Genomic DNA, 22,828 nt, shown 5'->3' on the forward strand with positions numbered 1-22,828 from the left:
TTTATTAAAGAGATAAACGAATTGACAGCCATATATGGTCAACAAAAAAGGTTTCCTCCTAAGGAAACCTTTTTAATATTATTTATAGCATTTTATTTTTTGGATATTCGAATTTTTTATTGTAAAGTCGTAAAAATTGACGTTACTATCTAAAAGTAAGTATGATGCGATTATAGTAAGATTTTTTAGGGGGAAGAAAAATGACAAGTTCAAGTAATAAAGCAGCGAGTATTTATGAAGGAACAAATGTAAATGCTGGGGGATTTTTTGAAAACGTTGAAGAAACAAAGTTGTTTGATCCAATTCAAGTTGGAACTTGGTCTCTTCGTAATCGTATAGCGATGGCACCGATGACAAGATGCTTTGCAGATAATGAGACTGGAGCAGTTGGTGCTGATGTAGTGGAGTACTACAGAAAACGTGCTGCGGATGGAATAGGACTAATTATTACAGAAGGAATTGTCATTAGTCCGAGAGCAAAAGGAAACCCAGGAGTACCAGGTATTTATACACAAGAACAAATCGATTCTTGGAAACCTGTTACAGAGGCAGTACATAAAGAAGGCGGGACGATTATTGCTCAAATATGGCATGTTGGGCGTATGAGTCATCATGAAATAATTGGTGGTCAAATGCCACAAGCACCATCGGCTATCGCTGCAGAGGGAAATGTTCCACGCTTTCGTAAACCGTTTGATACGCCAGAAGCAATGACGTTAGAAGAAATACAAGAAGTGATCGGTCAATACGCACAAGCTGCGAAAAATGCGATCGAAGCTGGATTTGATGGAGTAGAAATTCACGGTGCACACGGATATTTAATCGATCAATTTACGTATGAGTTTGCGAATAAGCGAACAGATAAATATGGCGGTGATTTAAAACAAAGGTTAACGTTTATGAAAGAAGTAACGGCGGCTGTAATAGAAGCTGTTGGAGCTAATAAAACACTTCTTCGTTTCTCTGCTTTCAAAGGTGATAATCCTACTTATATGTGGGAAAACCCTGAGTTTGCAATTGAAACGTTCATAAATATGTTTAAAGAGGTTGGGTTAACGATGATCCATCCTTCAACGATGAATTATACGCAAGAGATTGCTGATGGAAAGAATTTTCATCAACTAGTAAGAAAATATTGGGATGGTACGATTGTTGGGGTTGGTAATTTAAATCCGAAAGAGGCTGAAGAAGCGTTGCAAGAAGGAACGATTGATGTAGCGGCATTCGGAAGACCGTTAATTGCTAATCCAGACTTTGTTCATCGAATTAAACACGCTGAAAGTTTAGTTGAATATGACGCGAAAGAGCATCTTGCTACGTTAGTATGAATAAAGATAAAAGGAGAGCACATCGAGTGTTCTCCTTTTATTATGGAATTTCATAGGGGGAAGCGGGATGAGTGAAACGCTACTCGTTATTATTAGTATATTACTATTTTTAATGTTGCTTTTAATCGTCTTTTTTATCATTACATTTTTTATAAAAAAACGAACACACCATTCTATTTTAAAATTACATCCGTACTTAGGAAGAATGCGCTACTTACTGGAAAAGATAGGGCCTGAATTTCGACAATATTGGTTTGATCATGATACGGATGGAAAGCCTTTCTCACGTTATGATTTTCAAAGTGTTATGTTTTTAGCGAAATATCGCTCTGAAATACTTGGTTTTGGATCAAAACGAGATTTTGAAGCTTCTGGATATTATATTGCTAATACATTATTTCCGATATTAACTGAGGAATTAAGTGTGAATCTCACGCAAGAGCGGGAAGGTAAAAAGTACGTGATTCATAAAGAAGGGTTATTTTCAAGAAGAGAAAAATTGACAGCGGATACAACGAATCTTTGGCTGTACGAAGAAGATGATGCAATTATAGTCGGTGAGAACCGTAAATATCCGTGGAAGCTACATGGCATGTTTGGTGCATCTGCGACTTCTTACGGTGCGATTGGAGAAAATTATATTTTAGCGAGTGGTTTTGGAGCAAAAATGGCAGGCGGATCGTGGATTAATACGGGTGAAGGTGGCGTTATTCCAGAACATTTACATACAGGAGCGAATATCGTTGCGCAAATTGGTCCAGGGTTATTTGGATACCGTGATGAAGACGGTAATTTTTCAATGGGAAAATTCATGGAGAAAGCGAAAGAAAGTAATATTAGAGCATTCGAATTGAAATTTGGGCAAGGTGCTAAAATACGTGGTGGTCATTTAGAGGGACAAAAAGTAAATGAGAAAATTGCTTTTGTTCGCAACGTCCGAAAGGGAGAGACGATTAATTCACCGAATCGATTTTCATTTTTAAAGAATGCAGCGGATACACTTTGTTTTATTCAACAGTTGCAAGAAAACAGCGGTAAACCAGTTGGAATGAAAATTGTAATTGGTCAGCAGGAGCCTTTGGAAGATTTAATAAAAACAATGAAAGAACTAAACATTTACCCAGATTTTATTACAATCGACGGTTCAGAAGGCGGGTCAGGGGCAACGTATAAATCGATGGCAGATTGTATGGGACTGCCGCTTATTCCAGCATTACTTACATTTATTGATACAGCAAACCATTATGGTGTCCGTAACAAGTTTAAAGTATTTGCATCGGGTAAATTAATCACACCAGATAAAGTGGCGATTGCTTTAGCGATTGGGGCGGATGCTGTAAGTTCAGCCCGTGGGTTTATGATGGCAAGTGGCTGTATTATGGCCCTTCAATGTAATTCTGGTCAATGTCCATCTGGTGTAGCCACGACGAATCCGCATTATCAAAAAGCGTTAGATCCGTATGAGAAGAAGTGGCGAGTCATGAATTATATTATTAGTATGAGATATAGTTTATTTTCATTAGCGGCAGCGGCGGGAGTGAAGAGCCCGCGCCATTTAACTAGAGAGCATATTGTGTTTAAAGACGAGGTGGGGAGAGTAGTTCCTCTTTCGGAATTGTTTCCTATAGTAAATCAAACCTAAAAGTATATTTGATGTGTAAGATTTTTTAGAGGAATAATTATATTTTTGGAAAAATTAGGAGTATAATAGGGGAGTATTTTTGAAAATGACTATTTTTAGGGAGAGATTCACTTGCAGCAAGGTTCGTACAGTATTACAATTTTTTTACTCGTCATAGGGCTCGTTATATTTAGACGCATGCGCTCTATGAATCGACCAATTAATAATAAAGGAAGACGACTACTATTGCCATTATTCTTCTTATTACCAGGTTTTTCTTTATACGCAGCACCGATACAACTTGCTGGTTGGCAAATTGGTATAGCTGCTGGGATCGGACTGTTATTGTCAATTCCACTTATTATTTTAAGTGGGTATGAAGTCAGAGAAGATGGTCAAATTTATGCAAAAAAAAGTATCGCTTTTATTGCTACATTTTTAGTTATCGTTCTTTTACGTGCTTATTTTAGAAGACATTTACAAGGTCTAGATCCAAAGTCAATCGGCATTCTTTTCTACACTCTTGCGGTTTGTTATATAGTACCTTGGCGTATTGGATGCTATATGAAATTTCGTAAAGTATATGTAGAGAAAGCAAAATTTGAGACGTCAATAAGCTAAAAGTCATACATTTGTATGGCTTTTAGTTTTTAAAATTTATCGGGTAAAGGAATGAAAATAAGGTGTGAAAAAACACTCTTTAATTTTCTGAATATTATTACTTTAATCCCTTGAAAAATCATTGTAATCCACTGGGATAAAGGCGTTTATAAAGGTTTTCACATGTAATGAAAAGTGCTCGTTCACTTGAAAGAACAAAAAATGTTTGTTAAGGTAGGGAACCATAAGTGAAAACAAGAAAAATGAAAGTAAGGACTTATTGACAATAAAAAATAAGTAACTTATAATAAATCTTGAGTTCGAGATAAATAATGTTCATAATGAAAATTTATTATGGTTATAAATCGAACAAATATTTTTTGTGAATTATCTTGAATTCGAGATAATTCAATAGGTTAGACGCCGATACGTAATTTTTTGATTAATATCTCGAATTCGAGATAAAATTATAATGACGGATTTTACTTTGTAGCATGGACAAAATGAATAATGAATTTAAATGTAAAAGAATTTTTATAATGAAATAAAAAAGGAGTGGAAGAAATGGAAAAGAAAACAATGGGAATCCATCATATTACAGCGATTGTAGGGCATCCACAAGAAAATGTAGACTTTTATGCTGGTGTATTGGGGTTACGTTTAGTGAAACAAACAGTGAATTTTGATGATCCAGGTACGTACCATCTTTATTTTGGAAATGAAGGAGGAAAGCCTGGAACAATTATTACGTTTTTCCCATGGGCAGGTGCTCGTCAAGGTATTATTGGAGATGGTCAAGTAGGAATTACGTCTTACGTTGTACCAAAAGGTGCAATGGAGTTTTGGGAAAATAGATTAGAAAAATTCGATGTTTCGTATACAAAAATGACTCGTTTTGGAGAGCAGTATTTAGAATTTGATGATCCGCATGGTTTGCATATAGAATTAGTTGAAAGAGAAAAAGGCGAATTAAATAATTGGAGTTTTGGAGAAGTTACACCAGAAGTAGCAATTAAAGGGTTTGGAGGTGCTGTTCTTTTATCTACACAGCCTCAAAAAACAGCTGAATTGTTAGAACATATTATGGGTCTTGAGAAAATTGGAGAAGAGGGTGAATTTGTTCGATTCCGTTCTTCTGCTGACATTGGAAATATTATTGATTTGAAATTATCAACAATCGGTCGTGGCCAAATGGGCGTTGGCACAGTTCATCATATTGCCTGGAGAGCGAGTGACGATGCTGATCAGCTAGACTGGAAAGAGCATGTGTCGCGTTTTGGATATCACGTAACTCCTGTACAAGATCGAAATTATTTTAACGCGATTTATTTTAGAGAACATGGTGAAATCTTATTTGAAATTGCAACAGATCCTCCTGGTTTCGCTCATGATGAATCGTTAGAGACGATGGGTGAGGAATTAAAGTTACCGGAACAATATGAACAACATAGAAAACAGATTGAACAAACGCTTTTACCATTTGAAGTGAGAAATTTAGATTAAAGTGATTGAAGGGGGAAAAGGATTATGATGAAACATGTTTTTCAAAAAGGAAAAGATACGTCGAAACCAGTGTTGTTATTACTTCATGGCACAGGTGGTAATGAATTAGATTTACTACCACTTGCAGAAATAGTTGATCCGGAAGCGTCGGTATTAAGCGTTAGGGGAAATGTGTTAGAGAATGAGATGCCGCGTTTCTTCCGCCGATTAGCAGAGGGCATTTTTGATGAAGAGGATTTAATTTTCCGTACGAAGGAATTAAATGAATTTTTAGATGAAGCGGCTAAAGAATATAAATTCGATAGAAATAACATTGTAGCTATCGGTTATTCGAATGGGGCAAATATCGCAGCAAGCTTATTATTCCATTACGAAAATGCATTGAAAGGTGCTGTGCTTCATCACCCAATGGTACCAAGAAGAGGAATGCAATTAGCAAATTTAGCAGGGAAATCTGTGTTTATTGCTGCTGGGACAAATGACCCAATTTGTTCATCAGCAGAGTCAGAGGAATTGAAGATACTATTAGAAAATGCAAACGCGAATGTAACAATGCATTGGGAAAATCGAGGGCATCAATTAACGATGGGTGAAGTAGAAAAAGCAAAAGAGTGGTATGACAAAGTATTTTAAAAAAGAAGCATCTGCTAACCATTAGCAGATGCTTCTTTTTTATTTAAGACTGGATTGCAAGATGAGATGAAGAAAGTGGTAGCTCAATATCAACAATTGTACCTTTATTTAATTCGCTTGAAATGTGTAATTTACCATGATGTTCTTCAATTATTTTGTAACACATCATTAATCCTAGTCCTGTGCCTTTTTCTTTTAAACTATAAAAAGGTTCGCCTAGACGGGAGATACGATCTTCTGGAATGCCACAACCTTCATCGATAATTCGTATTAAGATGAAATTATCCTCTAATGGTTTTGTTTGGATGAAAATATTTCCGCCATTTGGCATCGCTTCTATCGCATTTTTTAATATGTTTATAAAAACTTGTTTTAATTGGTTACCGTCACATTGAATATCATATACGTAATCAAAATGATCCATGATGATATGAACGCTATGCATAATTGCAGTCGGTAAAATAAATGTAACTACCTCTTCAATTAAAGTTTGTATGTTACAAGTTTGGATAGATAATACTTGTGGCTTAGACATCGCCATAAATTGACTCGTGATGGATTCCATTTGTGAAATCTCACTTAACATAACATCGATATACCATTTTTGCTCCTCATTTATTTCAGGGAGGAGCAATGTTAGAAAACCCTTTAGGGAAGTGAGTGGATTTCGAATTTCATGGGCAATTCCAGCTGTCAGTTGTCCGACTACTGCGAGCTTCTCAGATTTGCGTAGTAACTTTTCAGTTTCTTTTAGCTCAGTAACATCTCTCCCCATCACGATAAGACCTTTGCGAGAACCATCAGGATGATAAAGCGGAACTTTTGATATACTTAAGATTAAATCGAAATCATCTCTATGTATAATAAATTCCTCGCCATGAAGAATTTGTCTTTGTTGCCATGCTAGTTCATCGACTTCTTCACAATGTAAAAAAGCTTCTCGGTATGCTTCATTATATTGAATGAGTTCGCTATCTTTTTTCCCGTGGTAAGGTACATGATGGAAGTTGAAGCAAGAAAGTGCGTAGTCATTTGCCTCAAGCCAGCGCCCTTCATGATCTTTAAATATAACAAACGCAGGCATGGAGTTTACTAATGTACGTAATCTCTTCTCACTTTCTTTTAACATATTCTCAATTCTTTCTGATTTTTCAAGTGGCTTCATAATAGCGTATACGCCAGTAAGACGATTTTGAACAAAAATAGGAACTAGTTTTGTCACAACATCTAATAAGAATCCATTTTTATGATAAATAGATAAGATATACTCTTGTTGATTATCCGCTTCAGTATTCTTTATATTTTGTAATACTTGCTCAGAAATATGTGCTCCTAAAATAGAGGTAATATTTTTCTGTTCTAATTCTAAAGAAGTGTAACCTAATATTCTTTCGGCAGAAGGATTTATATGTAGAATAACTCCTTCTAAATTTAAGGAAATAATACTATCAGGATTATGTTCGAACAGAGATGCGTACATTTCTGTTAATGAACGATCTTGTATATGGTTTCGCAAACGTCTAGAAATGTTCGGATGACGTTTTTTTTGAGTTGGTGAATATTTTTTACGACTCATAATAGTTCCTCCGTACAAATAGCATCTAAAAAGATTTGTCTATTCATAACTATAATATAGATGTGATGTGTATTTCTATAAAAAATGGAAGTTATAGAATAAATTTTATTTTTTTATTTTTTTTGCAAAGTGAATGCAGGATGGTAATAAGGGGAGCTTATATTGTTTTATAACCCTTTTGTAAGTTACAGACGGCTGTTTTCCGTATAACATTAGGGTAGAGGAGGGGGAGAGAAAATGAAAAATTATATTCAAGGGATTGATCACGTGCAAGTAGCTGCACCTGTAGAGTGTGAAGAAGAGGCGCGTGATTTTTATGGGAATAAAATTGGTATGGTAGAAATTCCAAAGCCAGAAGAGTTGAAAAAACGAGGTGGATGTTGGTTTAAATGTGGAAATCAAGAAATCCATATTGGTGTCGAGCGGAACTTTACACCAGCTAAAAAGGCTCATCCAGCTTTTTATGTGAATGAAATTAATGAATTTAAGCAAACACTTATAGAGCAAGGTGTAAAAGTGATTGATGATTATGCACGGCCAGATGTAATTCGATTTTACGTATCAGACCCGTTTGGAAACAGAATTGAATTTATGCAAAATAAAGACTAGGTGTATTCCCACCTAGTCTTTAACTTCTTCTGAAAAGTCCTAACACTTCTACAGTTTCTGTAATATTAACGAATGCATTCGGGTCAATTTCAGAAATTGTAAGTTTCATACTTGCTAATTCTTCACGAGAAACGACCGTCATAAGTACACGCTTTTTCTCGCTTGAATAAGCGCCTTCGCCATCAAGTAACGTTATTCCACGTACAACAGTTGAAAGAAGCTGTTTTTTCATTTTTTCTGCTTCATTTGTTACAATCATAAGTGTAACTTTACGATGTTTTGTATGAACAGCATCAATTACTTTACCAGTTACATAAATTGAAAGTAAGCTTGTAAGTGCAACATCCCAGGTGAAGAAGAATCCTGCGATTATTACAACGACTGCATTTAAAATAATAAGGAATCCGCCAAGTTTAATGTCTCGCTTGCGGGATAAAAGCATACCGATAATATCAAATCCACCAGTGGATCCATTACAGTTAAAAACAAGACCAATACCAGCTCCGGCGATGACACCCCCGAAGATAGAAGATAACAATGGATCTGTTGCTACGACTTTTACTGGAACGTAGTATAATGCAACAGATAATACAACTACAGAGACAACTGTGTTAAAAATTACTTTTTTTCCAAGGCCTATGTACCCTAAAATAAGGATAGGTAAGTTTAATACAAAGTTAATAATGCCTGTGTTTACAGGGGTTACAATCCCTAAAATAATAGCAATTCCGCCAATTCCACTACTTAAAATTTTGTGGGGGATAAGGAAAAGATTAAAGGCAACCGCAATAATAATAGAACCGATAATAACACCAAGGAATCTGACCATTTCTTTCCCGTCCTTCACTGAAAAATTCATATTATTTCAAGATTATATATGATATTGAAAGTTTTGGGTAAAAACAGTTTATTTCGGTAAATTAGATTAATCGAAAGAATTTGAGTATTTTATCATTTGAAAGGGGATACAGTTGTGAAGATAAAAACATATCAACAGAAAAGCCCGTTGAAGCAAGAATGTGAGGATTCTTATTTTTGTAATAAAGATAAAAAGATTTATGGTGTATGTGACGGTGCAACACCACTTGTCCCGTTTTGTGATGAAAATGGACATAATGGAGCATACATCGCTTCGCATTTATTTGCAAATTATTTTACTGCATTACGAGAGAATCATAGTTTACAATTTGCAGTTGCCAAAGCAAATGAAGCATTACAAAGCAAAATGTTAGAATATGAAGTAGACACGAGAAAAAAAGAGCATTTGTGGTGCACATGTATCGCGGCAGTTCAAATAGTTGGTGAGAAAATTGAATATGCGCAGCTTGGGGACTGTATGATTGTCGCAACTTTTCAAAATGGAACGATGCAAGTATTAACGAAAGACACAGTTGAAGGAATTAGTAAACGAGCAAAAAGGAAGAGGGAAGAAGATCGTAAGAAAGGTTTATCTGTGCCGGAAGAACCTGTTTTTCAAGATGTTCGAGAACAATTAAAGTACAATCGTTATCTTGCAAATATGCCAAATGGTTACTCAGTTGCAAATGGAATGAAAGAAGCGATACATTATTTACAACATGGTGAATTACATATAGATGAAGTGAGTGGAATTTTTATTTGTTCAGACGGGTTATTCCACCCAGATTGGTCATTAGAACAAACTGTTGCATATATAAGAAAGAATAGTATAAACGAATATGTAGCAATCATTGAAAAGCTGGAAGGGGAAAAGAGAATAAAACCAGATGATAAAACGATTATTATGATTGATTTTTAAGAGGAGGCAGTTCAAATGGAAATTAAATATGTCAATCTAACATTTCAAGATGAATTAGTTCCTTTAGGAAAAGTAAATCAACTGATTATCCACCATACAGCTGAAGATGGATGGGACGTGTATAAAACACATGAATTTCATCAAACTGTAAGAGGGTGGAGCGGGATTGGTTACAACTATTTTATCGAAAAGGACGGAACTGTAGTGGAAGGGCGAGGTTTACATATTGGAGCGCACGCGAAAGACCATAACCGTCATACAATTGGAATATGTATGACGGGAAATTTCGATAAATACGATCCAACTTCTGCGCAAGTGAATGCATTATATTCTTTATGTAAAATGTTTATGAAGCAATTTGCTATAAAGAAAGAAAATATACTAGGTCATAGAGAGTTAGAAGGAGTTACAAAAAGCTGTCCTGGTAATCGTTTTTCTATGGTAGAGTTAAGGAAGATATTATCTTAAATATAGAGGAGTAACAACGATGATGAATATAAAAATACCAAATGATAAAAAAGAAGAGCTTGTAGCGCAAATTCAGCAATTTTTCGTTGAAGAAGATTTAGATGAAATTGGACGTTTCCAAGCAGAGCGTTTAATAGAAGAAATGGTTAAATTAGTTGGACCATTTGCATACAATCAAGCAATTGGAGATGCAAGAAAGCTTGTAAGTGAGAAATTAACGAATATCGAAGAAGATTTATACGTGTTAGAGAAGAATGAAGGAAAATAAAAAAAGAGCCCATCGGCTCTTTTTTTATTTGATTGATAGCAAAAAAAACATAGGGAAAACACGGAAAAGACATTGAAAATACACCTTTTATTTTTAGAATATTCTTAGTTTTAAAATACTTCAGAAAGGAAGATTGTAATGAGATTAACGCCAAGAGAAATTGATAAACTGCTAGTAGTTGTTGCGGCTGATTTAGCTTATCGACGAAAGGAGAGGGGGCTTAAGTTAAACTATCCAGAAAGTATCGCTATTATTACGTATGAAATTTTGGAAGGAGCAAGAGATGGTAAAAATGTAGCGGAATTAATGGAACTTGGAAAAAACATTTTAAGTGCTGAAGATGTTATGGATGGTATTGCAGACATGATATCAGATATTCAAGTTGAGGCAACTTTTCCTGATGGAACAAAATTAGTAACTATTCATCAGCCAATTCATTAAAGGAAGTGAATGTTATGATTCCAGGGCAATATATCCTTGCGAAAGAAGACATAGTATGTAATGGAAATAAAAAAGCAATGAAAGTCAAAGTGATAAATCAGGGAGATAGACCCATTCAAATTGGATCTCATTACCACTTTTATGAAGTGAATGAGGCGTTAAAATTCAATCGCAGTGTAGCAATTGGACAACATTTAAATATTCCAGCAGGTACAGCGGTAAGATTTGAGCCTGGAGATGAAAAAACGATTGAACTAGTTCCATATTCAGGGGAACAAGAAGTATATGGATTTAAAAATAAAGTGGATGGCGATATTCAATCTTACACAAAAAGAGGGAGATAGCATGAGTTTTAAGATGTCACGTAAACAATATGCTGATTTATATGGTCCAACTACAGGAGATTCTATTCGTTTAGCGGATACACAATTATTCGCACATGTTGATCGAAATGCCACTGTATATGGTGATGAAGCTGTCTTTGGTGGAGGAAAATCAATTAGGGATGGTATGGGACAAAATTCACAACTTACAAGAGAACAGGGGGTTGTGGATGTTGTTATTACGAATGCAATTATTATTGATTATACGGGAGTATATAAAGCGGATATTGGTATAAAAGATGGGAAGATTTCAGCAATTGGTAAGAGTGGTAATCCTTCAGTTATGGATAATATTGATATCATCATTGGAACATCAACGGAAGTAATTTCTGGTGAGCGGAAAATCGTTACAGCTGGAGGTATTGATACACATGTGCATTTCATATCCCCACAACAAATTGATACGGCATTGGCTTCAGGTATAACAACTTTAATTGGTGGGGGAACAGGACCGGCAGAAGGGACTAAGGCAACTACAATAACACCTGGATCTTGGAATTTAAGAAAAATGCTAGAAGCAGCAGAAGCTTTTCCTATAAATCTTGGATTTTTAGGGAAAGGAAATAGTTCAAGTTTACCTGCCCTGGAAGAACAAATATTTGCAGGGGCTATCGGATTGAAAATCCATGAAGATTGGGGAGCAACTTCGTCAGCAATTAATCACTCGTTACAGATTGCTGATAAATATGATATTCAAGTCGCTATTCATACGGATACGTTAAACGAATGTGGTTTTGTGGAAGAAACGATAAAAGCTATTGATAATCGTGTTATTCATACGTACCACACTGAAGGAGCTGGAGGTGGGCATGCACCAGATATTATAAAGATTGCTGCGCTGAATAATATTTTACCATCATCAACGAACCCGACCTTGCCATATACAGTGAATACGCTGGATGAACATTTAGATATGCTCATGGTATGTCATCATTTAAAAGCGAATATTCCAGAAGATGTAATGTTTGCAGATTCAAGGATTCGAAAAGAAACAATCGCGGCAGAGGATATTTTGCAAGATTTAGGGGTTTTCAGCATGATTAGCTCTGACTCACAGGCGATGGGAAGGGTTGGAGAGGTTATTATTCGCAATTGGCAAACCGCCGATAAAATGAAAAAGCAGATTGGTAGTTTAGAGGGAGATAAAGAATATAACGATAATAATAGAATTCAACGTTATATAGCTAAGTATACAATTAATCCAGCTATTACACATGGGATTTCAGAATACGTGGGCTCTATTGAAATAGGAAAGTATGCAGACCTTGTAATATGGGATCCACAATTTTTCGGTGTTAAGCCAGATATGGTTTTGAAAAACGGAATGGTAGTGATGGCATTAATGGGAGACGAGAATGCTTCAATTCCTACCCCACAACCATATTATGAAAAAAAGATGTTTGGTGCATATGGAAAAGCAGTACAGTCAAGTTCGATTACATTTGTATCGAAAGTAGCTTATGAGAATAATATTAAAGAAAAATTGGGTTTAAATAAAGTTGTATTACCTGTTAAAAATACGAGAGAGATTTCGAAGCAAGATATGAAGTTAAATAATGCAACACCAGAAATTGAAGTAGATCCGCAGACATATGAAGTTAAAGTTGATGGACAAGTAATCACGTGTGAAGCAGTAGATGTACTACCTATGGCTCAAAGATATTTTTTATTTTGATATAACGGGGGAGATAAAATGATTATTGAAAAAATTAATAACAACGTATGCAATATGAATGATTTCTCAAACACAAAAAAGCATCTTGATAAGATATTAATTTCTAGTGAGCTTTTACTGAAGAGAGTTCAGAAATTATATTCAGAATCTGGTTTTGAAATTGGGGTGTCTTTAGATAGTGGAGAAACATTAAAGAACGGTGATATTTTATATGAAGATGAAAATCGAATTGTGTATATTGAAGTATTACCAGAAGAGGTAATTGTAATTACTCCAAAATCAATAAAAGAAATGGGGATTATTGCTCATAACTTAGGGAATAGACATTTACCAGCACAATTCGATGAAGGGTGCATGATTTTGGCGAACGACTACTTAGTAGAAGATTTACTTAAAAAGGAAGGTGTTCCTTATCAAAAAGAAAATAGAGTATTACCAAAACCGTTCAAGCATGCTTCGCACAAACATATTTAACCTACTTAACCTACTCCAAATTAGTGATTCGAACTTCCCAACAGGAAGTTTTAGTCACTCTTTTGGATTAGAAACATTTATTCAAGAGGGACAAGTTACAAATAAAGACGGGTTTTTCAAATGGGTTAATCGATATGTAAAAGTCCAATTAACATACACGGACGGCTTAATTTGCAAATATACTTACGAAGCCATTAAGAATAATGAGGGAGAACAAATTACATTTTTAGATGATTTAATAACAGCACAAACATTGCCTTTTGAATGTAGAAAAGCAAATAGAATGATTAGTAAAAGTACTTCTAAATTATTGTGTGAATTGTTCTCGTTTGTAAATTTAAATATATATAAAGAAAATATTATGGGTAATAAATTACAAGGTCATCCGAGTATTGTATACGGAATATTAGGGGCGGAATTGAAAATGACAATAGAAGAAACGCTCTTAGTTTTCTTATACTCAAGTGTTGGAAGTATAATTCAAAACGGTGTGAGAGCCATTCCTCTTGGACAAACAGATGGTCAAAAACTATTACAAGAATGCCATGAATTAATCTGCGAATCTATTGATAGAATTCAAATACTTTCATTAGAAGATTTTGGATTGAATGATCCTGAATTCGAAATAAATCAAATGCAACATGAAGATGTAAATGTAAGGGTCTTCATGTCATAGGGAGGAAGAATAAAATGATAAAGCCTATTAAAATTGGTATCGGTGGTCCGGTAGGTGCTGGGAAAACCATGTTAGTTGAAAAGTTAACAAAACATCTAAATACAGATTATGAAATTGCAGCAATTACAAACGATATTTATACGAAAGAAGATGCAAAGATTTTATTGAAAACAGGTGTTTTATCAGAAGATAGAATTATTGGTGTAGAGACAGGGGGGTGCCCGCATACAGCAATTCGAGAGGACGCTTCTATGAATTTTGAAGCAATTGAAGAACTCATGATTAGACATAATAATTTAGATATTATTTTTATTGAAAGCGGGGGTGATAATTTAGCTGCCACATTTAGTCCGGAGCTAGTGGATTTTTCAATTTATATTATTGATGTGGCACAGGGAGAAAAGATTCCGCGTAAAGGTGGACAAGGAATGATCAAATCTGATGTATTTGTAATTAATAAAACGGATTTGGCACCTTATGTAGGAGCTAATCTTGGAGTTATGGAGCAGGATACGAAAAATTACCGACATAATAAACCATACTTTTTTACAAATTTGAAGGATGAGGAAGGTTTACAAGAATTAATAAATTGGATGAGACAGAACATTATGTTAGAAGGACTGAAAAAATGAAATCCCCTACAGGTGTCTTAAACATTGATATGATGGAAAAGAGACATAAAACCGTACCTATTAAGGTTTATCATAAAGATGCCTTAAAAGTAACGCAGCCAATATATTTGGATGAGTATGGTAGAGCATATTACTATATTATGAATTCTGGTGGAGGCTATTTAAAAGGAGATTTCTATTCTATAAATATAAATGTTGGTAAAGATGCGAAAACATATATAACAAGCCAATCAGCAACGAAAGTTTACAAGACTCCAAATAGTTATGCTTTGCAAGAATTGAATTTTTATATTGGTGAGAATGCTGTTATGGAGTATTTACCAGACCCGTTAATTATGTACAAGGATGCAGCATATAAGCAAAAAACAAATATATATATGCAAAATAATTCTACATTGATTTTATGCGATTCAGTTACGCCTGGTTGGTCGCCAAATATGGAGAAGTTCACATACCAATATTTTGATTCGTTAACAAAAATATATATGGAAAATAAACTTGTAGTATACGATCATTTATTGCTAAACCCTTTCAAAGAGTCGTTAGATCAAATGGGAATATTAAATCAATATTCCCATTATGGTACTTTCATAGTTATTAATGAGAACATTACAAATGATTTAATTGCAACATTGAAAACATCACTTTCTAACACTAACAATATGAAAATTGGAATATCTTCTACACCATGTAAAGGCTTTGTCATTCGCATACTTAGTCATAATACTGAGGATATGGAGTCTATATTTTTTCAGTGTCATCGTTTTGTTAGAGAGAATTGTCTACATGAAGAATTAACATCCTATCGAAAATATTAAGTAGGAGAAGGGGATACTATGACTAATGTGGGATTATTGTTTGTCGGTGCAGTTCTATTTATGAATTCACTAGCAGCTTTTAAACTTATTGATAGCAAAAGTGTAGGATACTTTAATTTATTTGTAGGGGCATTACAAACTTTGACACCATTATATTTATTATTTACAGGAAGTCAATCCGATGAGTGGACTATCCTATCTAATGGAACTATTTTTTTATTTGGTTTTACTTATTTATATGTTGGTCTTACGAATATATTAAAACTTGATTCTTCAGGTGTAGGTTACTATTCTCTTTGGGTTGCTATCATTGCAACGGTTATGGGAATTGTGAATCAATTACATGAGAGTGGTAGTTTGCAAAGTACAATAATTTGGTTCTTTTGGGCATTCCTTTGGTTTTTATTTTTCCTACAAGATGGATTGAAAAAGAAGATTCATATTTATGTAGGTATTGTTTGCTTCATTGAATCTTGGATTACTGCAACAGTACCAGCTCTGTTAACACTTACAAATCATACCGACGTGTTAAATAATTTTGTAATTATTTTAGCGACTATTATAACGATTTTAGTTTTTATTATGGCACTTTTCTTTTTCAAGAGTATTCAATTTAAAGTAGAAAGGGTTAGTAACTATGTGGAAAAGTGAACTGAAAAAGGCAACCAACTTTTTTGTTATTATTATATTTCTTCATGTGCTTGGAATTTTATTATTATTACCGGCGCTATATAAAGGTAATAGCATAATCGGAATGGCTATTATTGCATATTCTTTAGGGTTGCGTCATGCGTTTGATAGTGATCATATTGTCGCAATTGATAATACTGTTCGGAAATTAATTGAAAAAGGTAAAAACTCACAGGGGGTGGGATTTTACTTCTCATTAGGACACTCTACGGTAGTATTTGCGATGATTGTATTAATTGCTTTAATTGGAAAAACGGCAAAACATGGAATGGAGAGCTTTTCAACTATAGGCGGTATTATCGGTACAATCGTTTCTAGTACATTCCTTATCATTATTGGTCTTACCAATCTGTTGTACCTTATTAAAGTGTTGAGAAGCCACGAGGACAAACAGCCAGAAAATTTAGGGTTTATATATCGTTTCACACAGCGCTTATTTACGTTTATTGATAGTCAGAAGCAATTGTATATAATCGGTTTTTTATTTGGACTTGGTTTTGATACAGCGAGTGAAATTGGATTAATTGCTCTTTCTACAGTAACTGCAACAAGTCAATCTATTCCACTTGTAAGTATATTTGCTTTCCCCGTTTTGTTTGCTGCCGGAATGTCATTGATGGATACATTAGATAGTACATTCATGAATACGAATTATAAGTGGGCAATGGAAAATAGTCGAATAAGAAATTCATATAATGTATTAATTACCTCAATATCTGTTATTACGGCTTTTTTAATAGGGGGATATCAACTATTATCTTTGCTTATTGAAAGCTATAATTTACAGGGCCCGTTTTGGAATCTCATACAAGTAGTTAATTTTGATTATCTGGGTATATGTCTTGTTGCATTCTTTATTATTTCTCTTATTGTTTTTGTTGTATGGAATAGAAATGCCTTTAAAGAACCGCTTACAAAGAGCATAGAGAAATAAAAATATATCATATGTCATTTGGTTCATTATGTATATAAAGTAAAATAAAAAACACGTTAGATGAAAATTCATCCAACGTGTTTTTTATTATTTATGTTCCTTATATTCATGTACTTTTTCTTTCACATTACCAACTGTATCTTTAGCAGTGCCTTTCACCTTATCCCATTTTCCTTCAGCTTGTAATTTCTTATTGTCAGTTACTTTCCCAACAGCTTCTTTTACTTCGCCTTTTACCTTATCAATGGCACCTTCTACTTTTTCTTTTAAACCGTGTTCATGCTTAGTCATACATTTCTCCTCCTTGTAGTTTGATTAGAATTCTCTTTTCATAGTGCAAGTTGAATGATGTACCTAGTAATAGCGTAACAAATCTAGTTGGAATATTCAAATGATTAATAGGATAGAAAAGGAATTGTCATAAAATGTTTAAAAATGTAACGGAAGGAGAAATAAAGTAAATTATAATATGTCTCTTGCGGTCCATATTGATTTTGTATAAGCAATTTTCATGTGGGCACGTTCCATGTTATTTTGACTGCCGCTACCGAACCTTGCTTGTCCAACTATTAAAGTACAATTGGATTCAATAGCTGTCTTAATTCGTTTTTGAATTAATGCAGTATGACAGCCTTTACGCTGAAATTCTGGCAAAGTAGCAGAAGCAGCTAATGATGCGACACCCTTATTTATATACAGGACACCAATACCAGCAGGGATATTTTGAACTTCAGCTATGAAAAAATGCCATCCTGGTTCATTGTAAAGAATTTCATTATTTTGGCGCACGCTATCTTTTGTAAAGGATGGCATATTAAATCCACATACATAAATGTCTGCAAAAATATCAAACTCATTTTCTTTTAGTTTTCGTATTGTAATATTAGAAGGAAGAAGTGATGAACCCTCTCTCGGTATACTATACAAAGCGGTATGGAAGCTAGATTGATAAAACCCTTTTTGAGATAAGTATTGAAATAATTCAGTTGTACCTTGTGCTGGGGTAATTTCAAAACGACAAGGGATTTGTAGTGATTCATAATAAGAAATGATTGCATCAATCGCATCTGCATTTGTAATACCTTTTACCGTATTAAAAGCAGGACCAGCAATTATTTTTGATGAAAAGGCAGTGGCGCTACCGAATTTTTTCATTTGCACTTGCATGGGGTTTCCGCTTATTGTTTGTAGTCTCTCTAATCTAGAAGAGAGCATATCAATTTCTGCATTTTCAATTTCTGTTGCCATATCGAGTGTCATAACAGTAGTCATAAAATTCCTCCGTTAATAAATATATTTCATAGTACATATACGATTTTTGTTTTGAGATTCCTGTTGAAATGTGAGAGAATAAGAGGTTTTTTGGAAGGGAAATGGAAGTGAACTGTCGAAGGGAGTAGAAACAGATTAAAGGTGGTGCTCTCATGAAACAAAAAGCCGTGCAGACATGCTCTAATTGTGGTTCTCAAAATATAGGAGAAGGTGAGTTTGTCGGATATGCACAAATACGGAAAAAGGAAACGATGTTCACATCTTCGCCGGTGGATGCTTATATTTGTACAGATTGTGGGAATATCCTTTTACTAAAGGTAAGGAATTATGAAAGGTTTAAACAGAAACCGTTATGATTATTGAGAAGTGGTCATATCCAACTTTGTATACGAAACGACTTATGTTAAGGAAAATGAATATGAGTGATAGTTTACATATATATGAGTATGCTACAGATAAAGAGATGACAACTTTTACTGTATGGGATGCTCATCGATTGTTATGTGACACATATAACTATATAGAAGAAATTGTGGGTCAGTACAATGGAGGGCAAGTAGCACCTCTTGGAATTGTATTAAAAGAGGAGAAGAAACTTATAGGCACGTGTGGATTTATTAAATATGATTTGGTCACACATACAGCAGAAATTGCATACGCCTTATCTCGAAAATATTGGGGAAGAGGATTAGCTACGGAGGCTGCATTAGCTTTTTTCTACTATGGTTTTCATGAGTTGCATCTTAATAGTATTGAAGCGGGATGTGATTCAGAAAATGAAGCATCTGAAAAATTAATGAAACGTTTGAATATGGAGTACGAGTGCACGATTCAAAAGGATATGTTCATTAAAGGTAAGTATCGTGACACGAAAAGATATTGTATATCTCGAGAAAGATATATGGATAAATGAAATATTTCATATAAAAAACTCCTTTAAATGAATAAAGGAGTTTTTTTATTTTTTATAACAATAATTACCTTTAATTGTTATAATTGGTTGTTAAGGGGTCTTGGTTTATTAACGCCATAATCATAGAAGGAAAATAGCTAAATCGTCTATAAAACCACTAAATAACACAATCGCAACCGTAAGTTGACAAAGTGCAACCCCGGGAAGATAGAGATAAGGGCAATGTCTACATACAATTTAGGTAAGAAAACAAAGGGGGGCACACATATGGGATTTGGTGAAAAGCTTTTTAAATTAAGAAAGGAAAAGGGCCTTTCTCAAGAAGCATTAGCTGAAAAATTAAACACAACAAGGCAAGCGGTTAGTAAATGGGAAAACGGTCAAGGTTTTCCTGAAACTGAAAAGTTAATAATGATTGGAAATGTTTTTGAGGTATCACTCGACTATTTATTAAAAGAAACTGCAGAGCAAAGTAATGAAAATGTGGATGGCTATTACGTAAGTCAGGAAATGGCAGAAGGGTATATAGTGTACGGACAAAAGATTTCAAAATATATAGCGTTAGGGTTTAGTTTGCTTATTTTGTCTACAATACCGTATCTATTATTTAAAGAAAATGCAACAATGTCGACATTTCTTGTCATTATCATTGCTGTTCTTGGAATTGGAGCAATGATGGCACCTGTAACGATAGAAGAGAGTCGATACAATGTATTGAAAAAGGAAGAACTACTATTTGATCAAAACTTTCTAAAAGAATTGACAAAAAGATATGTGATTATTAAGAAGAAGTATGCTGCGGTAATGATCGTTGGATTTTGTTTTATAGCAGCAGGCGCGATCCCGTTTTTGTTTGAGAAAAAGCATATCACTTCAGGGGAATTAGTTCAGTATTATCCGTACTGTGTTGTACTTATTGCTATCGGAGTTTATCTTTTTGTTCGTGTGTTAGGAGTATGGGAGATATATCGAATTTTAGTAGAAAATAAGGAATACAGTAATCGTTTTATTTTTAAACTGAAAAAGAAAGTAAGAAAAAAGGTAGATAGTTTATAAAAGATAAAAAACATGTTTCGAATCAATGTATTCAAAACATGTTTTTTCTGAATTATTTCCAAAGAAATAATTCAGAAAAAACAGAAAAATGTCGTAACCATTTGCGGAATTCTGTTATAATAAACGAAAAATGAAAACGCTTTAAAGGGGGATATAACCAATATGATGATGAATGTACCGCTAACAATTAGTTCTATGATGGAAAGAGCAGAGAAACTGTTTTCGAAGAAAGAAATTGTTTCACGGACACATGATACAGTTACAACGTTAACGTATAAGCAGTTAGGGGAAAGGACGAGAAGACTTTCCAGTGCGTTGAAAAAGCTTGGAATTAAAGAAGGTGAACGTGTAGGAACGTTAGCGTGGAACCATCATCGACATGTAGAAGCGTATTTTGCTATTCCAGGTATTGCTTCTGTTTTGCACACGATTAATATTCGTTTATCTCCTCAACATATTTCATACATTATTCAGCACGCAGAAGACCGAATTCTACTTATAGATGAAGATCTCATACCGCTCGTTGAAAATATTCAATCACAATTATCAACTGTACAGGCTTACATTATTATGACTGATAAAGATGAACTTCCAAATACTATGCTGGAGCCTGTATATCATTATGAAAAGCTATTAGAAGAAGGCGATCCCAATTTCCAATTTGTAAAAGATATTGATGAAAATACACCTGCTGGTATGTGTTATACGTCAGCGACTACAGGAAACCCAAAAGGTGTTGTATATACGCATCGTAGTACTGTATTGCATTGTATGGCACTCGGTTTAGCTGATACAGCTGCTTTATCGGAAAGTGACGCAGCAATGGCAATCGTCCCGATGTTTCATGTGAACGCTTGGGGACTTCCTTTTGCCGCTACTTGGTTTGGATCAAAACAAGTTCTTCCTGGACCGATGTTTACCCCAAAAATTTTATTAGAGATGATTCAATCAGAAAAAGTGACGTTAGCTGCGGGTGTGCCGACAATTTGGCTCGGCGTATTACAAGAGTTAGAAAATAATAGTTACGATTTATCTAGTATGACGAGAATACTATGCGGAGGTGCAGCTGCGCCGAAAAGCGTTATTAAAGCATTTGAACAGAAACATAATGTTCCATTCATACATGCATATGGTATGACTGAAACGAGCCCACTCGTAACACTTGCACGTTTAAAAAGTTATGAAACAGAATTATCGTATGAAGAGCAATTAGAAATTAGATCAAAACAAGGGTATCTTGTCCCTGGTGTAGAGATGAAAGTAGTCGGTACAAATGGTGAAGTGAAGTGGGATGGTACGGAGATGGGAGAACTATGTTTACGAGCGCCATGGATCGCTGAAAGCTATTATAACGATAATCGTACTGTCGAAGGTTTTCGTGATGGTTGGTTATATACAGGAGATGTCGTTACGGTTGATGAGGAAGGCTGCGTGAAAATTGTTGACCGTACGAAGGATGTTATTAAAAGCGGGGGAGAATGGATTTCTTCGGTCGATCTTGAAAATGCTTTAATGGCACATGATGCTATATTTGAAGCGGCCGTCGTTGCGATTCCTCACCCTCAGTGGCAAGAACGACCAATTGCCTGCGTCGTTCAAAAGAAAAATAGTACGGTTACAAAAGAAGAAATATATGAGTTTTTAAAACCACAGTTTGCGAAGTGGTGGTTACCAGATGATATTGTATTTATGGAAGAAATACCGAAAACATCTGTTGGGAAGTTTTTGAAACAGGCGCTTCGGAAAGAACTGGAGCATTTGCATAGAGAGAAATAAGTAAATTCTTATTTGTAAACTTAAATGAAATAAAAGTTGACAAAAGAAGGGTGGAAAGATAATATAATTTTCGTGATATGTTACCTAAAAACACTTTTAAGTTTACAAACAGGAGAAGAAAATATGCATACAAAAAAATTAGTTTTCGTCGCTTTATTTAGTTCTATTATGGGAGTGTTAGGGTTAATACCTCCGATTGCTCTTTCTATTACACCAGTTCCGATTACATTGCAATCACTCGGTGTTATGCTTGCGGGTGGATTGTTAGGGTCACGCCTTGGTGCATTAAGTCAGCTTATTTTCTTACTTATTGTAGGAGTTGGAGCACCATTACTTGCTGGTGGACGCGGTGGCCTTGGTGTATTTGTTGGGCCAAGTGCAGGATATTTACTTGGTTACATCATTGGAGCGTTTGTTATTGGTTATTTAATTGAGCGTTTACGTGAAGTTTCTATTATAAAAGTATTATGTATTAATATAATTGGTGGTATTTTCGTAGTTTATGTATTTGGTATTACTGTACAAGCGTTTTTAATGGATGTTTCTGTATGGGAGACAATGAAAGTGAGTGCTGTGTTTTTACCAGGGGATTGTATAAAAGCAATTATCGCGGCGATTCTCGTAACAAAATTACATCGTTCATTGAAACATATTATTACGCCCGCTTTAAAGAATGGAAAATATACAAATGCGGGATGATAAAGG

Annotated in this window: 27 protein-coding genes; 23 read left to right on the top strand and 4 right to left on the bottom strand. The window is 34.7% G+C overall.

The genetic code is table 11. The features are described 5' to 3' along the window. Positions 1-200: 200 nt before the first annotated feature. The 5 genes from B9A45_RS11150 (at position 201) to B9A45_RS11170 (ending at position 5,685) form a co-directional block, all read left to right on the top strand. A complete protein-coding gene (locus B9A45_RS11150; protein WP_000204590.1) occupies positions 201-1,328 on the top strand; it encodes an alkene reductase in 1,128 nt (375 codons plus the stop codon). Positions 1,329-1,395: 67 nt separating this feature from the next. Beyond that, on the top strand, positions 1,396-2,970 hold the full coding sequence (locus B9A45_RS11155; protein ID WP_000005161.1) for an FMN-binding glutamate synthase family protein: 1,575 nt from the start codon (positions 1,396-1,398) through the stop codon (positions 2,968-2,970). Positions 2,971-3,081: 111 nt separating this feature from the next. Further along, positions 3,082-3,570: a cytochrome c biogenesis protein CcdC gene (locus B9A45_RS11160; protein WP_001183922.1), complete on the top strand. Its 489-nt coding sequence runs from the start codon at positions 3,082-3,084 to the stop codon at positions 3,568-3,570. A gap of 543 nt (positions 3,571-4,113) precedes the next feature. Beyond that, positions 4,114-5,052, top strand: a complete 939-nt coding sequence (locus tag B9A45_RS11165; protein WP_000412731.1) for a ring-cleaving dioxygenase — start codon at positions 4,114-4,116, stop codon at positions 5,050-5,052. A gap of 24 nt (positions 5,053-5,076) precedes the next feature. Beyond that, positions 5,077-5,685, top strand: a complete 609-nt coding sequence (locus tag B9A45_RS11170; protein ID WP_058840278.1) for an alpha/beta hydrolase — start codon at positions 5,077-5,079, stop codon at positions 5,683-5,685. A 43-nt stretch (positions 5,686-5,728) separates the two neighbouring features. Here B9A45_RS11170 and B9A45_RS11175 read toward each other — a convergent pair whose 3' ends face one another. Next, positions 5,729-7,261: a BA3702 family sensor histidine kinase gene (locus B9A45_RS11175; protein WP_000087658.1), complete on the bottom strand. Its 1,533-nt coding sequence runs from the start codon at positions 7,259-7,261 to the stop codon at positions 5,729-5,731. A 237-nt stretch (positions 7,262-7,498) separates the two neighbouring features. Between B9A45_RS11175 and B9A45_RS11185 the strand changes: the two genes are divergently transcribed. After that, on the top strand, positions 7,499-7,870 hold the full coding sequence (locus B9A45_RS11185; RefSeq protein WP_000800767.1) for a VOC family protein: 372 nt from the start codon (positions 7,499-7,501) through the stop codon (positions 7,868-7,870). Positions 7,871-7,889: 19 nt separating this feature from the next. On the opposite strand, the gene B9A45_RS11190 is transcribed toward B9A45_RS11185, so the two are convergent. Then, positions 7,890-8,699, bottom strand: a complete 810-nt coding sequence (locus B9A45_RS11190; protein ID WP_000251344.1) for a YitT family protein — start codon at positions 8,697-8,699, stop codon at positions 7,890-7,892. Positions 8,700-8,825: 126 nt separating this feature from the next. Between B9A45_RS11190 and B9A45_RS11195 the strand changes: the two genes are divergently transcribed. The 12 genes from B9A45_RS11195 (at position 8,826) to B9A45_RS11250 (ending at position 17,106) form a co-directional block, all read left to right on the top strand. Then, positions 8,826-9,647, top strand: a complete 822-nt coding sequence (locus B9A45_RS11195) for a protein phosphatase 2C domain-containing protein (protein ID WP_002196794.1) — start codon at positions 8,826-8,828, stop codon at positions 9,645-9,647. Between the two features lie 15 nt (positions 9,648-9,662). Next, complete coding sequence (locus tag B9A45_RS11200; protein ID WP_058840372.1) at positions 9,663-10,115, top strand: peptidoglycan recognition protein family protein; 453 nt, start codon at positions 9,663-9,665, stop codon at positions 10,113-10,115. A gap of 19 nt (positions 10,116-10,134) precedes the next feature. Beyond that, positions 10,135-10,383: a DUF2164 domain-containing protein gene (locus B9A45_RS11205; RefSeq protein ID WP_000981075.1), complete on the top strand. Its 249-nt coding sequence runs from the start codon at positions 10,135-10,137 to the stop codon at positions 10,381-10,383. Between the two features lie 138 nt (positions 10,384-10,521). Continuing rightward, positions 10,522-10,824, top strand: coding sequence for an urease subunit gamma (locus B9A45_RS11210; RefSeq protein WP_001241327.1), 303 nt, complete (start codon positions 10,522-10,524; stop codon positions 10,822-10,824). 14 nt (positions 10,825-10,838) lie between these two features. Beyond that, positions 10,839-11,168 (top strand): urease subunit beta, encoded by a 330-nt coding sequence (locus B9A45_RS11215; RefSeq protein ID WP_000612160.1) that lies wholly within the window; start codon positions 10,839-10,841, stop codon positions 11,166-11,168. Between the two features lies 1 nt (position 11,169). Continuing rightward, complete coding sequence (gene ureC, locus B9A45_RS11220; RefSeq protein ID WP_000008664.1) at positions 11,170-12,882, top strand: urease subunit alpha; 1,713 nt, start codon at positions 11,170-11,172, stop codon at positions 12,880-12,882. Positions 12,883-12,900: 18 nt separating this feature from the next. Beyond that, complete coding sequence (locus B9A45_RS11225; protein WP_000582805.1) at positions 12,901-13,356, top strand: urease accessory protein UreE; 456 nt, start codon at positions 12,901-12,903, stop codon at positions 13,354-13,356. Then, a complete protein-coding gene (locus tag B9A45_RS11230) occupies positions 13,334-14,032 on the top strand; it encodes an urease accessory protein UreF (RefSeq protein ID WP_000946573.1) in 699 nt (232 codons plus the stop codon). Before B9A45_RS11225 ends, B9A45_RS11230 begins: the two co-directional genes overlap by 23 nt. 14 nt (positions 14,033-14,046) lie before the next feature. Beyond that, entirely contained in the window at positions 14,047-14,664 is a 618-nt protein-coding gene (gene ureG / locus B9A45_RS11235) for an urease accessory protein UreG (protein WP_000594928.1), read from the top strand. Then, positions 14,661-15,482, top strand: coding sequence for an urease accessory protein UreD (locus B9A45_RS11240; RefSeq protein ID WP_000841915.1), 822 nt, complete (start codon positions 14,661-14,663; stop codon positions 15,480-15,482). The genes ureG and B9A45_RS11240 overlap by 4 nt, the downstream gene beginning before the upstream one ends. A gap of 18 nt (positions 15,483-15,500) precedes the next feature. After that, complete coding sequence (locus tag B9A45_RS11245; protein WP_000185993.1) at positions 15,501-16,133, top strand: AmiS/UreI family transporter; 633 nt, start codon at positions 15,501-15,503, stop codon at positions 16,131-16,133. Next, positions 16,120-17,106: a HoxN/HupN/NixA family nickel/cobalt transporter gene (locus B9A45_RS11250; protein ID WP_000265977.1), complete on the top strand. Its 987-nt coding sequence runs from the start codon at positions 16,120-16,122 to the stop codon at positions 17,104-17,106. The genes B9A45_RS11245 and B9A45_RS11250 overlap by 14 nt, the downstream gene beginning before the upstream one ends. Before the next feature lie 87 nt (positions 17,107-17,193). Here B9A45_RS11250 and B9A45_RS11255 read toward each other — a convergent pair whose 3' ends face one another. Together B9A45_RS11255 and B9A45_RS11260 are read right to left on the bottom strand one after the other, a co-directional pair. Continuing rightward, complete coding sequence (locus tag B9A45_RS11255; RefSeq protein WP_000160423.1) at positions 17,194-17,397, bottom strand: CsbD family protein; 204 nt, start codon at positions 17,395-17,397, stop codon at positions 17,194-17,196. A 171-nt stretch (positions 17,398-17,568) separates the two neighbouring features. Continuing rightward, positions 17,569-18,378, bottom strand: a complete 810-nt coding sequence (locus tag B9A45_RS11260) for a GNAT family N-acetyltransferase (RefSeq protein WP_084064035.1) — start codon at positions 18,376-18,378, stop codon at positions 17,569-17,571. Positions 18,379-18,530: 152 nt separating this feature from the next. Here B9A45_RS11260 and B9A45_RS11265 point away from each other — a divergent pair, with 152 nt between their 5' ends. The 5 genes from B9A45_RS11265 to B9A45_RS11290 all read left to right on the top strand — a co-directional run bounded on the left by B9A45_RS11265 (position 18,531) and on the right by B9A45_RS11290 (position 22,822). Then, positions 18,531-18,734 carry a hypothetical protein gene (locus B9A45_RS11265; protein ID WP_000810193.1) on the top strand — a complete coding sequence of 68 codons (204 nt, stop codon included), beginning with the start codon at positions 18,531-18,533 and terminating at the stop codon, positions 18,732-18,734. Further along, positions 18,731-19,291 carry a GNAT family N-acetyltransferase gene (locus B9A45_RS11270; RefSeq protein ID WP_065703456.1) on the top strand — a complete coding sequence of 187 codons (561 nt, stop codon included), beginning with the start codon at positions 18,731-18,733 and terminating at the stop codon, positions 19,289-19,291. Before B9A45_RS11265 ends, B9A45_RS11270 begins: the two co-directional genes overlap by 4 nt. A 267-nt stretch (positions 19,292-19,558) precedes the next feature. Continuing rightward, positions 19,559-20,347, top strand: a complete 789-nt coding sequence (locus B9A45_RS11280) for a helix-turn-helix domain-containing protein (protein WP_000505614.1) — start codon at positions 19,559-19,561, stop codon at positions 20,345-20,347. Positions 20,348-20,509: 162 nt separating this feature from the next. After that, entirely contained in the window at positions 20,510-22,123 is a 1,614-nt protein-coding gene (locus tag B9A45_RS11285) for a long-chain fatty acid--CoA ligase (RefSeq protein ID WP_084064036.1), read from the top strand. A 123-nt stretch (positions 22,124-22,246) separates the two neighbouring features. After that, the gene (locus B9A45_RS11290) at positions 22,247-22,822 is read left to right on the top strand and encodes a biotin transporter BioY (protein ID WP_000556954.1); all 576 of its coding nucleotides are present in this window, start codon (positions 22,247-22,249) and stop codon (positions 22,820-22,822) included. Positions 22,823-22,828: the final 6 nt, after the last annotated feature.

The organism is Bacillus sp. JKS001846 (genome assembly GCF_900176455.1).
Lineage (GTDB): Bacteria > Bacillota > Bacilli > Bacillales > Bacillaceae_G > Bacillus_A > Bacillus_A cereus.